General features: G+C 62.8%; 17 protein-coding genes. 8 read left to right on the top strand and 9 right to left on the bottom strand.

Annotation, left to right across the window (positions count from 1 at the left end; genetic code table 11):
* Positions 1-206: 206 nt before the first annotated feature.
* The 6 genes from DC522_RS00200 to pdxH all read right to left on the bottom strand — a co-directional run bounded on the left by DC522_RS00200 (position 207) and on the right by pdxH (position 3,543).
* A complete protein-coding gene (locus DC522_RS00200) occupies positions 207-446 on the bottom strand; it encodes a GIY-YIG nuclease family protein (RefSeq protein WP_371678511.1) in 240 nt (79 codons plus the stop codon).
* Positions 447-594: 148 nt separating this feature from the next.
* On the bottom strand, positions 595-858 hold the full coding sequence (locus DC522_RS00195; RefSeq protein WP_116526679.1) for a hypothetical protein: 264 nt from the start codon (positions 856-858) through the stop codon (positions 595-597).
* Between the two features lie 172 nt (positions 859-1,030).
* Positions 1,031-1,642, bottom strand: coding sequence for a TIGR02301 family protein (locus DC522_RS00190; protein ID WP_245443859.1), 612 nt, complete (start codon positions 1,640-1,642; stop codon positions 1,031-1,033).
* On the bottom strand, positions 1,639-2,088 hold the full coding sequence (locus DC522_RS00185) for an NUDIX hydrolase (protein ID WP_116526678.1): 450 nt from the start codon (positions 2,086-2,088) through the stop codon (positions 1,639-1,641). The genes DC522_RS00190 and DC522_RS00185 overlap by 4 nt, the downstream gene beginning before the upstream one ends.
* A gap of 30 nt (positions 2,089-2,118) precedes the next feature.
* Positions 2,119-2,841, bottom strand: a complete 723-nt coding sequence (locus tag DC522_RS00180; protein ID WP_116526928.1) for an SDR family NAD(P)-dependent oxidoreductase — start codon at positions 2,839-2,841, stop codon at positions 2,119-2,121.
* Positions 2,842-2,928: 87 nt separating this feature from the next.
* Positions 2,929-3,543, bottom strand: coding sequence for a pyridoxamine 5'-phosphate oxidase (gene pdxH / locus DC522_RS00175; RefSeq protein WP_116526927.1), 615 nt, complete (start codon positions 3,541-3,543; stop codon positions 2,929-2,931).
* Between the two features lie 40 nt (positions 3,544-3,583).
* On the opposite strand from pdxH, the gene DC522_RS00170 reads away from it, so the two are divergent.
* From DC522_RS00170 to DC522_RS00155, 4 genes are all read left to right on the top strand, one after another.
* Entirely contained in the window at positions 3,584-4,117 is a 534-nt protein-coding gene (locus DC522_RS00170; protein ID WP_245443855.1) for an RT0821/Lpp0805 family surface protein, read from the top strand.
* A 104-nt stretch (positions 4,118-4,221) separates the two neighbouring features.
* Positions 4,222-5,169: a DnaJ C-terminal domain-containing protein gene (locus tag DC522_RS00165; RefSeq protein WP_116526677.1), complete on the top strand. Its 948-nt coding sequence runs from the start codon at positions 4,222-4,224 to the stop codon at positions 5,167-5,169.
* 172 nt (positions 5,170-5,341) lie between these two features.
* Positions 5,342-6,166 (top strand): enoyl-ACP reductase FabI, encoded by an 825-nt coding sequence (gene fabI / locus DC522_RS00160; protein ID WP_116526676.1) that lies wholly within the window; start codon positions 5,342-5,344, stop codon positions 6,164-6,166.
* Between the two features lie 11 nt (positions 6,167-6,177).
* Positions 6,178-6,771 carry a histidine phosphatase family protein gene (locus DC522_RS00155; RefSeq protein WP_116526675.1) on the top strand — a complete coding sequence of 198 codons (594 nt, stop codon included), beginning with the start codon at positions 6,178-6,180 and terminating at the stop codon, positions 6,769-6,771.
* A gap of 23 nt (positions 6,772-6,794) precedes the next feature.
* Here the strand turns inward: DC522_RS00155 and DC522_RS00150 are convergent, their stop codons facing one another.
* The gene (locus DC522_RS00150; RefSeq protein WP_116526674.1) at positions 6,795-7,097 is read right to left on the bottom strand and encodes an antibiotic biosynthesis monooxygenase; all 303 of its coding nucleotides are present in this window, start codon (positions 7,095-7,097) and stop codon (positions 6,795-6,797) included.
* A 95-nt stretch (positions 7,098-7,192) separates the two neighbouring features.
* Here DC522_RS00150 and DC522_RS00145 point away from each other — a divergent pair, with 95 nt between their 5' ends.
* The 3 genes from DC522_RS00145 (at position 7,193) to ribB (ending at position 10,731) form a co-directional block, all read left to right on the top strand.
* Entirely contained in the window at positions 7,193-8,074 is an 882-nt protein-coding gene (locus DC522_RS00145) for a LysR family transcriptional regulator (RefSeq protein ID WP_205769447.1), read from the top strand.
* A gap of 48 nt (positions 8,075-8,122) precedes the next feature.
* The gene (gene aroC / locus DC522_RS00140; RefSeq protein WP_116526673.1) at positions 8,123-9,238 is read left to right on the top strand and encodes a chorismate synthase; all 1,116 of its coding nucleotides are present in this window, start codon (positions 8,123-8,125) and stop codon (positions 9,236-9,238) included.
* A 203-nt stretch (positions 9,239-9,441) separates the two neighbouring features.
* Positions 9,442-10,731, top strand: a complete 1,290-nt coding sequence (gene ribB, locus DC522_RS00135; protein ID WP_116526672.1) for a 3,4-dihydroxy-2-butanone-4-phosphate synthase — start codon at positions 9,442-9,444, stop codon at positions 10,729-10,731.
* Between the two features lie 117 nt (positions 10,732-10,848).
* On the opposite strand, the gene DC522_RS00130 is transcribed toward ribB, so the two are convergent.
* A complete protein-coding gene (locus tag DC522_RS00130) occupies positions 10,849-11,790 on the bottom strand; it encodes a histone deacetylase family protein (protein WP_116526671.1) in 942 nt (313 codons plus the stop codon).
* Positions 11,791-11,994: 204 nt separating this feature from the next.
* On the opposite strand from DC522_RS00130, the gene DC522_RS00125 reads away from it, so the two are divergent.
* Positions 11,995-12,582, top strand: a complete 588-nt coding sequence (locus tag DC522_RS00125; protein ID WP_116526670.1) for a L,D-transpeptidase — start codon at positions 11,995-11,997, stop codon at positions 12,580-12,582.
* A gap of 48 nt (positions 12,583-12,630) precedes the next feature.
* Here DC522_RS00125 and DC522_RS00120 read toward each other — a convergent pair whose 3' ends face one another.
* Entirely contained in the window at positions 12,631-12,819 is a 189-nt protein-coding gene (locus tag DC522_RS00120) for a hypothetical protein (protein ID WP_116526669.1), read from the bottom strand.
* Positions 12,820-12,852 lie beyond the last annotated feature (33 nt).

The raw sequence follows: 12,852 nt of genomic DNA, 5'->3' as shown, positions 1-12,852 counted from the left end.
TTGGGATTCCATAATAGCAGCGCCGCCACAGCCTCATCCTGAGGAGCAGACGAGGTCTGCGTCTCGAGGGAGATTCCAGCGCACACTGGACCCTCCTTCGAGACGGTCGCTGCGCGACCTCCTCAGGATGAGGGAGGAGATTTACGATGATTGAGTAGAAGCGTGCCGCTTGGATAAAGCCTGGAGCAGGCCGAAATCGCCACAGATCAAAGCTTTTTCTTGGCACGCGACCAACCTTTGACCTGACGCTCATAGGCAACGGCATCAGCGATGCGCTCGAAATGAGCGGAATAGACAAGAGCCACGGGGCAGCGCTTGGCTGTGTAGCCACCGAACAAGCCCTGGTTATGCTGGCTGACACGGGTCTCCAAATCCTCATGCCGGCACGAGCCGACATAATAACTGCCATCAGCACAACGCAGAATGTAGAACCAGCAGCCATCCATTTTTCGCACCTACATGGCAACAACACAGCCTCATCCTGAGGAGGACCATCAGGTCCGTCTCGAAGGACGAGGCGTCTCCAGCGGGTACTGGACCATCCTTCGAGAGGATCGGTGCGCGATCTCCTCAGGATGCGGTTACTTGAGCAGCTTAATGCTTCAGCGAACCCAGCATCGAGAACGCACCGCTGCGGATCTTGTCCGCGAGAGACGAGGCGTATTGGGCCACGGCGTCCTCGCCGTAAGTGGCGACGAGTTCGGTGAAGGCTGCGAAGAGCGCGGCTTGTGCCATGCAATCGGCGTCGAGCCCGTCGAGCTCGGCCTCGGCGAAAGCCTCGGTCACATAGCTCAGGGCAGCCTGCTTGATGGCGCTGAGTTCGGGCAGTTCGGTGAGAGGGACGTCGTTATCGTTCATAAATCCAGGCCCCTTTGAGGGGTCGGCGCGCGGGTTCGGTTGATTCGACTATTAAGACATCGCGCCGTCCCACCGCCAGCATCACCTTGCAAAGAGGTTAACGCGAGAGGGGAGGGCTCTAATAAATGTGGATAAAACCCTTTGCCCGCCAAGGATTACGCTGTGACAGTCCCTAGCCCCCATAGCGCCCGGTGATGTTGCGGGCGATCTGCTCGCCCTCCCGGATGAACCGGCCCGAGGCTTCCTGGGCCGAAGGCGTGCAGACGCGGTAGGTGAGGGCATAGGCTTGGTAGCCCTTGTTGTAGGCTCCGGCCAGACGTTCGCGGCGGCCTGGCGTCGTGCCCTCCGTATCAAGCAGGATCTGCATGCGCCGGCCCCACTCCTGGGCATCGGGTGCGGTGCAGAGCGGGCGCAGCATGGCAAGCGCGCCCATGATCTCGGCGAGCCGCAGAAGCTCCTTTTCGTAAGGAGCAGGCGGCGGCTCGACCGCGGGAGCGGGTTCGGCCTGCTGCTGCTCCGGCGGCGGTTGCTGCGCTCCCGGACGCGGCTGAGGATTGCTCTGTTGCTGCGGACGCCGCTGTTGTGGCTGAGGCTGGGGTTGAGGGCGATATTGAGGCTGCGGCCTGTATTGCGGCGGATACGGCTGCTGCGGGTAAGGCTGCTGGGGCACGTTCGGATTGCGCGGAGGGCCGAACAGGCGCTCGAAGAAACCCTGCGCCGCCACAGGCTGGAAGGATGCCGGTCCCATTGCCAGAACCGTAAGCAGCACGAGGGCGCGCTTCATGAGCGGGTATCCTCGCGGGCTAGCCTGAAGGCCTGCTGCAGAATTCCCGTGAGCCCCGCTGTCATGGGCAGATCGGCAATGTCCCGTTCCGTGACCCAACGGATATCCTTTGCTTCCGGTCCTGTCTGGGGTTCGCCGGAGACCCAGCGGGCGGCATGGGCGGCGATGACGACATGATGCTTTATATGTCCCGTCTCGTCCCTTTCAATGAACTCCACGGGAGCGATCAGCCCGATGATCTCGGCCTCGACCCCAACTTCTTCGCGCAGTTCCCTTAAAGCCGCCTCGCTTAAAAGTTCTCCGGTTTCGACCATGCCCCCTGGCAGCGAATAAAGCCCTTCGCTCGGCGGTTTGCCTCGTGCCGCGAGCAGGATTCGCCCATCCCGGATCACTGCCACCGAGGCTGCGAGGATGGGACGTGAGGGATAGAAGCGCTCGCTCGTCATGGGATGACGCTCTCCCGCACGGCGCAGGGCTTAAACGTGCTGGCCGCCGTTGATGTGCAGTTCCGCGCCGTTCACGTAGGAGCTCGCATCGGTGCAGAGGAAGTAGATGGCTTTGGCGACCTCGTCCGGCGTGCCGAGACGGCGCATGGGGATCTGCTCGACGATCTTCTCCGTGCCGGGGGAGAGGATCGAAGTGTCGATTTCCCCGGGCGAAATGGCGTTCACGCGAACGCCGAGAGGGCCGAAATCGGCGGCCATCTCGCGGGTCAGCGCCGCGAGCGCCGCCTTGGAGGTGGCGTAGGCCGCACCGGCGAAGGGGTGGACGCGCGAACCTGCGATGGAGGTGACATTCACCACCGAGCCCTTGGCGCGGGTCAGCTCATCCTGCAGGCCACGGGCCAGCATGATCGAGGCGAAGAAGTTCACCTGGAACACCCGCAGCCAATCCTCATAGGCCGTGTGGATGGCGTTCAGCCGCGAGCCGCCGGGGCCTTTGGGCGAGATGCCCGCATTGTTGACGAGCGCGTGCAGGCAACCGCCCTCGGCCTCCAGGCGCGCCTTCACCTCGGCGATGGCGCGGCGGGTGTCGTCGGCATCCGCGAGATCCACCTGCAGGTGGTCCTCCGGCCCCATCTCCCACGGACAGTTCTCGGGAAAGCCGTGGCGCGAGCAGGTGATCACCCGCCAGCCGGCGGCGGAGAAGCGCTTCACCGTTGCATGCCCGATCCCGCGGCTGGCGCCGGTGAGCAGCATGATGCGGCGGGAGGTGTTGGACGAGGAGGACATTTCAAAATCTCTGTGAGGGTGAGGTCACCCTTATCTGATCTGTGAGGTTGAGTCTTATGGATAAAGCCGTATCTTGCGCCAGCCGTCTCCCTCGCGGGTGAAGATCACGCGGTCGTGGAGGCGAAAAGGTTTGTCCTGCCAGAACTCGATCGAGACGGGCGCGATGCGGAAACCCGTCCAGTAGGGCGGGCGCGGCACTTCGCCTAAAGCGTACTTCGCAGCGTTCAGGGCGACAGCCTTTTCCAGCGCGAAGCGGCTTTCCAGCGGGCGCGATTGCTGGCTCGCCCAGGCGCCGATGCGGCTGTCGCGAGGGCGGCTCTGGAAATAGGCGTCGGCTTCCTCGTCGCTCACCACGGTCACCGGGCCACGGGCACGCACCTGACGGCGCAGGCTCTTCCAGTGCAGGACGAGTGCCGCCTTCTTCTGCCCCAGAAGCTCGCGACCCTTGTTGGATTCCGTGTTGGTGTAGAACACGAAGCCGTTCTCATCGAAGCCTTTGAGCAGCACCATGCGCACGTTGGGCAGCCCCGTCTCGTCGACGGTCGCGAGCGCCATGGCGTTGGGATCGTTCGGCTCGGAGGCTTCGGCCTCCTTCAGCCAGGACTGAAACAGGTCAAAGGGCTCTTCCGCTTCAGTGAAGTCACCGGTTGTTAACGGGTTCAATGGGATATCTCTTACGTGTGACTTTTCGATCTGGGGGATCCGACGCGTGCCGTGGACCAATCCGCGCCGTTATAGATCAGATGCTTTCCTGCGCGAAGCCGGGAAAATTCTGGCTGCGGGGTTGATCGCCCTGTCGACGTCGGCGTGCACGCTCTCCCTCGGCATGGCGGGATTGGACGATGAGCCAAAGACCACGGGCGCCATCACCCAGGCTGCCGTCACTCCCGCTGAGCCGGTTCTGCTTTCACCTGATCTGAACGAGGAAGACTGGCGCCGGGCCAAGGCGGCTCTTGCTGTCGCCCTCGATCCGCAAGGGACCGGGACGCAGGTCTCCTGGGATAATCCCGAGACCTCGATGAAGGGCACCTTCACGCCGACCGGCGTGCCCTTCGTGAAGGACGACGAGATCTGCCGCACCTTCACGGCCCAGCTCAGCGGCCCCAAGAGCGCCAATCTGCATGGCACCGCCTGCCGGCCTTCGGGCGAGGAATGGGCGCTCAAGGAGGTCAGGCCGGCGGCTCCCGTGACGAAGCCGGAGAAGGCTCCGGCCAAACCGACGAAAAAGATCGCGAAAGCTTAAGCTGCTGCCAGCTTCTTGTTGCCAAGCAGCAACACTTTTCCCATATGAACCTCAGTCCCGTGGGGCAGTCCTGCCCTCATCTGAAGGTTCATGGATTTTCCACGATGCGAAACCCTTACGACGTTCTAGGCGTGTCCCGCTCCGCCAGTGAAGCGGAGATCAAGAAGGCGTTCCGCAAGCTGGCCAAGACCTATCATCCGGACAGCAACAAGAACGACCCGAAGTCCAAGGACAAGTTCGCCGAGGTCAATGCCGCCTATGAGATTCTGGGCGATGCGGAGAAGCGCGCCCAGTTCGACCGGGGCGAGATCGATGCCGAGGGCAAGCCGCGCTTCCAGGGCTTTGAGGGCTTCGGCGGCGGCCGGGGCGCGGGCGCCCAGGGCTTCGAAGGTTTCGGTGGCGGCAGCCCGTTCGGACGGCGCGGCGCGCGCGGCTTTTCGGGCGGGGATACCAGTGATTTCTTCTCCGAGCTCTTCGGCGAGGCGTTCCGCTCGGCCGGGGCCGAGGGCATGCGCCAGCAGCAGAGCCGCGCCCGTCCCCAGAAGGGGGAGGACGTGTCGGCCACCCTCACCGTGACCCTGGAGGAGGTGGCCGCGGAGGCGAAGAAGCGTATCCGGCTGCCGACGGGCCGCGACCTGGATGTGGTCATCCCCAAGGGCGTCAGCGACGGGCAGGTGATCCGCCTGCGCGGCCAGGGGCAGGGCGCTCCGGGCGTGAATCCGGGCGATGCGCTCCTCACCATCAAGATCGCGCCTCATGAGCGTTTCATCATGGAGGGCGCGAACCTGCGCTCGCGCCTGCCGATCCAGATCGAGGAGGCCATCCTCGGCGGCACGGTGCGCATCCCGACCCTGACCGGCGCGGTGAGCATGAACATCCCGCCCATGACCGATTCCGGCCGCACCTTCCGCCTGCGCGGCAAGGGCCTGCCCATGAAGGGCGGGGAGCATGGCGACCTCCTGGTTACCGTGGAGATCAAGCTGCCCGAAATCGTGGACGAGGAACTGATGGATTATGCCCGCAAGCGGCGTTCCGCGAAGGCCGAACGATAAAATTCACGATAAGATCCTTGGATGCGCCTGCAGAAGCCTGGAGCAGTGCACCGTTGACTGCGGAAAACCGGGGCCACTTTTCCGCACGATGCGCTAAGAGGGCTTCCACACTCTTGCCGGGTCGGCTAAAGAAGCCGCTCTTTTTGCTGTCCAGCGACGATTTAGGTGAATCATGGCGGAGACAAAGGCCACCGGCATCCTGGCCGGTAAGCGTGGCTTGGTGATGGGCGTGGCGAACAACCGTTCGATCGCCTGGGGCATTGCGCAGGCTGCTCGCCAGCAGGGTGCTGAGCTTGCCTTCACCTACCAGGGCGATGCTCTCAAGAAGCGTGTCGAGCCCCTGGCGAAGGAGCTCGATGCCCATGTGGTCGGCCATTGCGACGTAACGGACGGCGCCACGATCGACGCCGTGTTCGAGGAAGTGAAGCGCCTCTGGGGCTCCATCGACTTCGTGATCCACTGCATCGCCTTCTCCGACAAGGACGAGTTGACCGGCCGCTACGTGGACACCACCGAGGGCAACTTCAACAAGTCGCTCCTCATCTCCTGCTATTCGTTCACGGCCATCGCCCAGCGCGCCGAGAAGCTGATGAACGACGGCGGTTCGCTGGTCACGCTGACCTACTACGGCGCCGAGAAGTGGATGCCCCATTACAATGTCATGGGCGTCGCCAAGGCCGCTCTCGAGGCGTCCGTGCGTTATCTCGCCGCCGATCTCGGCCCAAAGAATATCCGCGTCAACGCCATCTCGGCTGGCCCCATCAAGACGCTCGCTGCCTCCGGCATCGGCGACTTCCGCTATATTCTCAAGTGGAACGAGTACAACTCGCCGCTCCGCCGCACGGTCACCATCGAGGAAGTCGGCGAGACCGCCGCCTATCTCGTGTCCGACATGGCGCGCGGCATGACCGGCGAGATCCTGCACGTGGATGCCGGCTATCACGTCGTCGGCATGAAGAACCCGGAAGCTCCCGATCTCTCCCTCGACAAAGAGTAATCTCAACCGTCATGATTCCGTCTCGCCCGACGATCTATTTCATCCGCCACGGCGAGACGGATTGGAATCTTGAGGGCCGACTCCAGGGCCAGAAGGATATTCCGCTCAACGATCTCGGCCGCGTCCAGGCCGAAGAGGCGGGCCGTCGGCTTAAGGACATCGCTCCGCATTACGAGGACCTCGCCTATGTGGCGAGCCCCATGCGGCGCACCCGCGAAACCATGGAACTCCTGCGGGCGGCCATCGGCCTCCATCCCCAGAGCTACAGGCTGGACGAACGCCTCGTCGAGCTGACCTTCGGCTCCTGGGAAGGCATGACCTGGAAGGAAGTCCGCAGGGCCGAGCCGCAGCTTGCTGCTCTCCGTGAGCGCGACAAGTGGAACTACGTTCCGCCGGGCGGGGGCGAGAGCTACGCCATGCTCAAAGACCGCATTGGGCCCGTCCTCGACGATCTTACCCGTGATACGGTCATCGTCGCCCATGGTGGCGTCGCCCGCGCTTTTCTGGCCCTCTGCTGCGGCGTCTCCAGCCGGCAGGCCGCCAGCATGGACATCTGGCAGGGCAGGGTGCTCGTGATCGAGGGACGCAATCACCGCTGGGTGTGAAGACAGCAGGTCAGTCCCTGCCATCACTCGCGAGCAAAGCGACCTTCGCGGGTAAGGCTGCAGATCTGCACTTTGTATTCCGAATAGAACTCTTTGCGCCCAAGCCTTTTCGCCGCCACATGGCGTGGGTCGCGAGCCCAGGCTCTGACTGCTGCCTCCGATTCGTACTCTACGATTGTCACTCGCTCGCCATCATCAGCCGTGAAAGATTTGTGAGAGATATAGCCCGGCATTTCCCTGGCTATGACGGACATGGCTTGAGCCTCATCCTTGTAAGCTTTTTCAATTCCCTCTCTGAGGCGGTTGCGAAACACGACAACAATCATGATCAATCTCCTGCTTGAACCTGGGAGAGGAGAGTTGTCCAAAGCATATAATCTCGTAAAATGAATATTTAAGATTATATCATTCTGCCATAGAGATGATGGAAATTTCAGATCTGCGCATCTTCCAAGCCGTTGTTCAGAGTGGTGGCATCACGCCTGCGGCCAAGCTGTTGAACCGCGTTCAGTCAAACGTCACCACTCGAATTCAAAACCTGGAGGAAAATCTTGGCGTTCTACTCTTCATTCGTGAGGGGAAAAGACTGAATTTGACGTCAGCGGGCAGAATTCTTCTGAATTATGCAGAGCAGATCCTCGCCCTGGCCGAGCAGGCGCGAAGCGCCGTCCATGAAGCCAAGCCCTTTGGTGTGTTTCGCCTTGGAACTATGGAAAGCACTGCCGCAGTGCGTCTTCCTCGGCCATTATGCGAGTACCACGAACGCTATCCCAACGTGTCTATCGAGCTTCAGACGGGATCGCCGAGAGAGCAAATCGCCCTCGTTCTTGCTGGTGAATTAGATGCGGCTCTCATCGCAGGGCCTGTGAATGATGAACGCCTTAACACACTCCCTATTTTTGAGGAGATGTTGGTCCTCGTTGGTAGCGCAAAGCATCCGCTGATGGCCTCGCCACGCGATGCTCGACCTCGCACGGCTCTAGTCTTTCACCCAGGATGTCCCTATCGGACGCGCCTCGAAGGTTGGTTTGCGCGAGCTGGCGTTCCTATCGAGCGGGTGGTCGAGCTAACCTCGTATCATGCCATGCTGGGTTGTGTGGCAGCTGGAATGGGAGTGGCTCTGATGCCCTTGAGTGTGCTTGAGACTTACTCCGAGCGATCACGCCTCAGCATCCACCCCATTCCCGACCCTGATTTCAATAAAGCAAGAACGCTTCTCGTTTGGCGCAAGAGCATGCAAAATCCTGCAGTCACACGCTTCGCCGAACTCCTCCTGGCCTACTCCAATGCAGCCGGGGCGTGACACCCGCCCGCTTTGGTCTTAAGACGCCTTGAACCTCGAAGAAGCGCCATGTCCCACAATACGTTCGGTCATCTTTTCCGCGTCACCACCTTCGGCGAGAGCCATGGCCCGGCCCTCGGCTGCGTCATCGACGGCTGCCCGCCCATGATCCCGCTGGAGGCCTCCGAGATCCAGGCGGAACTCGACCGCCGCCGTCCGGGTCAGTCGCGCTTCACCACCCAGCGCCAAGAGCCGGACCAGGTGAAGATCCTCTCCGGCGTGTTCATGGACGAGCGCACGGGCCAGCAGGTCACCACCGGCACGCCCATCGCGCTGATGATCGAGAATGTGGACCAGCGCTCGAAGGATTATTCGGAGATCAAGAACTCCTATCGGCCGGGGCACGCGGATTTCACCTATGACGTGAAATACGGCATCCGCGACTATCGCGGCGGCGGACGCTCCTCGGCGCGCGAGACGGCGGCCCGCGTGGCGGCGGGCGCGGTGGCCCGCAAGGTTCTCCCCGGCGTCACCATTCGCGGCGCGCTCGTGCAGATGGGGCCCCATGCCGTCGATCGCGGCAACTGGGATTGGGACGAGGTGTCCCGCAACCCGTTCTTCTGCCCGGATGCGAAGGCGGCGGCCTTCTATGAGGACTATCTCGATGGCCTGCGCAAGTCCGGCTCCTCCATCGGCGCGGTGCTCGAGATCGTGGCCGAGGGCGTGCCTGCGGGCCTCGGTGCGCCGATCTACGGCAAGCTCGATTCCGATCTCGCTTCGGCTCTCATGTCGATCAATGCCGTGAAAGGCGTCGAGATCGGCGACGGCTTCGCGGCTGCGGCCCTGCGCGGCGAGGAGAACGCAGACGAGATGCGCCCCGGCAATCAGGGCGCGCCGACCTTCCTGTCGAACCATGCGGGCGGCATTCTCGGCGGCATTTCCACCGGCCAGCCGGTCGTGTGCCGCTTCGCCGTGAAGCCCACCTCGTCGATCCTCACTCCCCGCTCCAGCGTGACCCGCACCGGAGCCGAGGCCGAGGTGATGACCAAGGGGCGGCACGATCCCTGCGTCGGTATCCGCGCGGTGCCGGTGGGCGAGGCCATGGTGGCCTGCGTTCTGGCCGACCACTTCCTGCGCCATCGGGGGCAGGTGGGCGAGGGACCCTCCTGGCCGTTCAAGGCTTAAGGCCCCAAACAAGTCCCCCGCAGCCTCACCCTGAGGAGGACCGCAGGTCCGTCCCGAAGGGCGAGGCATCTCCAGAGAGCACTGGATCGTCCTTCGAGACGCAGACTTCGTCTGCTCCTCAGGATAAGGGCAGAGCTTTTCTGCAAGCCTCAGTCGGCAAATTTTAGTTTTACTAAAATCGCGGCATCGGCTAAGTCGGCGGCATGAAGCTGGCTGAATGGTTGTCCCGCAATGGCATGTCGCGCGTGGAATTCGCGCGGCGGATCGGCGTCACCCCTGGCGCCATCACCCAGATGTGCAACTCCGACCATGCCTGGCTTTCGCGCGACACCGCGGAATTGATCGCCCGTGAGACGCGCGGGGCCGTCACGCCCAATGATTTTCTGCCCCCATCCGCCCAGGAGGCCCTGATGCCCAAATCCGTCACCGATGCCATCGAGGCTTTCGCTCGTGGTGAAATCGTCATCGTCACGGATGACGATGATCGCGAGAACGAGGGCGATCTCATCGTCGCGGCCTCCCTCTGCACGCCCGAGAAGATGGCCTTCATCATCCGCAACACCTGCGGCATCGTCTGCGCGCCGCTCACCGCATCCGAAGCCCGCCGCCTGCGGCTCGATCCGATGGTGGCCTCGAACGATGCGCCGCTGGGCACCGCCTTCACGGTGAGTGTCGACGTGAAGCATGGGCTGACCACCGGAATCTCCGCCGAGCAGCGTTCGAACACCGTGCGGGCACTCGCCAACAACAACATGGGCGCGGCCGATTTCGTGCGCCCCGGCCACGTCTTCCCGCTGATCGCGAAGGATGGCGGCGTGCTCATGCGCTCAGGTCACACGGAGGCTGCCGTCGATCTCTGCAAGCTCGCTGGCCTCCCGCCGGTGGGCGTGATCTGCGAACTCGCCAACGATGACGGCACGGTGATGAAGGGCCAGCAGATCGATGCCTTCGCCGAGAAGCACAATCTCAAGCGCATCTCGGTCGCCGATCTCATCGCCTATCGCCAGTCGCGCGAAAAGCTCGTCGAGCGCATCGCAACCTTCCCGGTCGAGACGCCCTGGGGCTCGTTCACGGGCTATGCCTATTCGACGCCCTTCGAAAGTGTGCAGCACATGGCGCTCGTCCATGGCCGCATCGGCGACGGCACGAACATTCCCGTGCGCCTGCACCGCGCCAATGCGCTCACCGACGTGTTCGAGGGCGGCAAGACGGTGGCTGCCGCCATGCAGCGTTTCGTGAAGGAGGGCAGGGGCGTTCTCGTCTATCTGCGCGACGGAACGGCGGGCGTGCCGACCACGAGCTTCACGGAGAGCGGGGAAACCGCATCGGAAGCCGCCCGCTCCAGCCAGTGGCGCGAGATCGGATTGGGCGCGCAGATCCTGAAGGATCTCGGCGTCACCTCCATCCGCAATCTCGCGACCTCGAGCCGGTCCTACGTGGGCCTCAGCGGCTTCGGCATCGAGCTTCTGGGCCAGGAGCCGATCGAGTGCTGAACGGCTCCTTCGTCATGCCCGGCCTTGTGCCGGGTATCCACGCCTTTTAATGCGCTGCCCCTCTCAGGACGTGGATGGCCGGGTCAAGCCCGGCCATGACGAGGATGTTGGCTGAACTCAAGTGTGCATTTCTCGGCCCATCAGGGCGTCGAGATGGAAGGCGGTTGATTTCGCCAATCCTTCGAGATCGTAGCCACCCTCCAGCACCGACACGATCCGCCGGCCGCAATGCCGGTCGGCGAGATCCATCAGCTTCTGCGTCGCCCAGGCGAAGTCCGTCTCGGTGAGGTTGAGGCTGGCGAGCGGGTCGCGCCAATGTGCATCGAAGCCAGCGGAAATGATGATGAGATCCGGCGCGAATGCATCGATACGCGGCAGGATCGCTGTTTCCACGGCTTCACGGAAGGCCTCCGTGCCATCGCCGGCATGGAGCGGCGCGTTGACGATATTGTTGTGCTCGCCGGTTTCCGAGATCGCGCCGGTTCCTGGATAGAGCGGCGCCTCGTGCGTCGAGCAATAGAGCACGCTGGCATCGCTCCAGAAGATGTCCTGAGTGCCGTTGCCGTGGTGGACATCCCAATCGAAGATCGCAATGCGCTCGGCACCGTGCTTTGTCTGCGCATGGCGCGCGGCAATCGCCGCGTTGTTGAAGAAGCAGAAGCCCATGGCTCTCACCCGCTCGGCATGATGCCCCGGCGGGCGCATCGCCACGAAGGCATTCGCGACATGGCCGCCCATCACCTCATCCACAGCCTTTACGGCGCCGCCGGCGCCGCGCAGGGCCGCCTCATAGGTGCCGGGCGACATCACGGTGTCCTCATCGATCCGGACCAGACCCTCCCGCGGGGATACATCCCGCAGCCGAACGACGTAACTCCCGGGATGGGCGAGGGTGAGGCTTTCCATCTCCGCCATGGGCGCTTGATCACGGATCAGGGCGGTGAAGCGCTCCTTCTCCAGGGCTCGCTCGATGGCGCGGATGCGATCCGGCCTCTCCGGATGGCCGAGAGGCGTCTGATGATCGAGGCTGGCTGGATGGCTGATATAGAGCGTGGACATTCAAGCACTTGACTAGGAGGTGGAAAACAGTGTCGCAGCGGTGCAAGCGATTGTCTATGTTGTTGCGATGCAACACACCTTGCAATTCAACCATGGCATTGTTCGGGTGATTCGCTCATTGACCGAGGGCCGTTCAACCCAAGCTTGATAGCGTTACCTTTCACCCCTGCTGTCCTCGCGACAGCAAAGCAGAGCTTTGTTCCGATGCGCCTCTCGAGCCTCTTCTTCCTTGTGGCAACCATGACGGTCCTGGCCGGCTGCACCTACAAGGGTGTCCCGGAGCCTCAGGTCTCCGCCCGCGATACGGAGTGGCTGGCGCAGGTTCCCACGGCGCAGGAAGAGCCGCGCTATGGCCGCTACCTCATCGAAGACCCGACAGGCGAGGCTCCTGGAACCATTGTCGTCGATACCAAGCAGCGCTTCCTCTACTACGTGCTCGATAACAAGAAGGCGATCCGCTACGGCGTGGCCGTCGGCGACGAGGCCTATGGCTGGACCGGCACCTCGCGCATTGCCCGCAAGGCGGAATGGCCGGATTGGCATCCGCCCGCCGAGATGAAGGCCCGCTGGCCGCATGTGCAGTTCACGAAGGGCGGCCCCAACAACCCGCTCGGCGCGCGTGCGCTCTACCTCTACGAGGGCAACCGCGACACGCTCTATCGAATCCATGGCACCAACGAGCCGGAGAAGATCGGTCTGGCCGTTTCCTCGGGCTGCATCCGGATGCGCAACATCGACGTGATCGATCTCTACAACCGCGCGGCGCTGAATACGAAAGTCGTCGTCCGCTAAAAAGAAAAGCGCCCCTCGGGGCGCTTTTCCGTTTCAAGGCTAGGCGGCTTAGCGGCCGAGCACCGCTTCCTTGCGCAGGATGGCGGGAAGCTCGGGCTTCTTGGCTTTCGTCGGCCGGGTCTTTGCGGAGCGCATCGCGGCGGCCAGAGCGGGAAGGGCAACAGGCTTGAAGGCCGGGATGGCCTGAGCAGGTTTGGAGCCCGGTTGCTGATCGTGCTTCGAAGCAGGCAAGGTCATGGGGTTTCCTCCTTTTTATGGCTGGCTTTTTCG

The sequence above is a fragment of the Microvirga sp. KLBC 81 genome, from assembly GCF_003075415.1.
Classification (GTDB): Bacteria; Pseudomonadota; Alphaproteobacteria; order Rhizobiales; family Beijerinckiaceae; genus Microvirga.
This window is presented reverse-complemented; position numbering and strand designations above follow the sequence as displayed.

Coding starts and splice junctions, on each gene's coding strand:
- DC522_RS00200 (WP_371678511.1), bottom strand. CDS start 446: ATGGATGGCTGCTGGTTCTACATTCTGCGTTGTGCTGATGGCAGTTAT.
- DC522_RS00195 (WP_116526679.1), bottom strand. CDS start 858: ATGAACGATAACGACGTCCCTCTCACCGAACTGCCCGAACTCAGCGCC.
- DC522_RS00190 (WP_245443859.1), bottom strand. CDS start 1,642: ATGAAGCGCGCCCTCGTGCTGCTTACGGTTCTGGCAATGGGACCGGCA.
- DC522_RS00185 (WP_116526678.1), bottom strand. CDS start 2,088: ATGACGAGCGAGCGCTTCTATCCCTCACGTCCCATCCTCGCAGCCTCG.
- DC522_RS00180 (WP_116526928.1), bottom strand. CDS start 2,841: ATGCTGCTCACCGGCGCCAGCCGCGGGATCGGGCATGCAACGGTGAAG.
- DC522_RS00165 (WP_116526677.1), top strand. CDS start 4,222: ATGCGAAACCCTTACGACGTTCTAGGCGTGTCCCGCTCCGCCAGTGAA.
- fabI (WP_116526676.1), top strand. CDS start 5,342: ATGGCGGAGACAAAGGCCACCGGCATCCTGGCCGGTAAGCGTGGCTTG.
- DC522_RS00155 (WP_116526675.1), top strand. CDS start 6,178: ATGATTCCGTCTCGCCCGACGATCTATTTCATCCGCCACGGCGAGACG.
- DC522_RS00150 (WP_116526674.1), bottom strand. CDS start 7,097: ATGATTGTTGTCGTGTTTCGCAACCGCCTCAGAGAGGGAATTGAAAAA.
- DC522_RS00145 (WP_205769447.1), top strand. CDS start 7,193: ATGATGGAAATTTCAGATCTGCGCATCTTCCAAGCCGTTGTTCAGAGT.
- aroC (WP_116526673.1), top strand. CDS start 8,123: ATGTCCCACAATACGTTCGGTCATCTTTTCCGCGTCACCACCTTCGGC.
- ribB (WP_116526672.1), top strand. CDS start 9,442: ATGAAGCTGGCTGAATGGTTGTCCCGCAATGGCATGTCGCGCGTGGAA.
- DC522_RS00130 (WP_116526671.1), bottom strand. CDS start 11,790: ATGTCCACGCTCTATATCAGCCATCCAGCCAGCCTCGATCATCAGACG.
- DC522_RS00125 (WP_116526670.1), top strand. CDS start 11,995: ATGCGCCTCTCGAGCCTCTTCTTCCTTGTGGCAACCATGACGGTCCTG.
- DC522_RS00120 (WP_116526669.1), bottom strand. CDS start 12,819: ATGACCTTGCCTGCTTCGAAGCACGATCAGCAACCGGGCTCCAAACCT.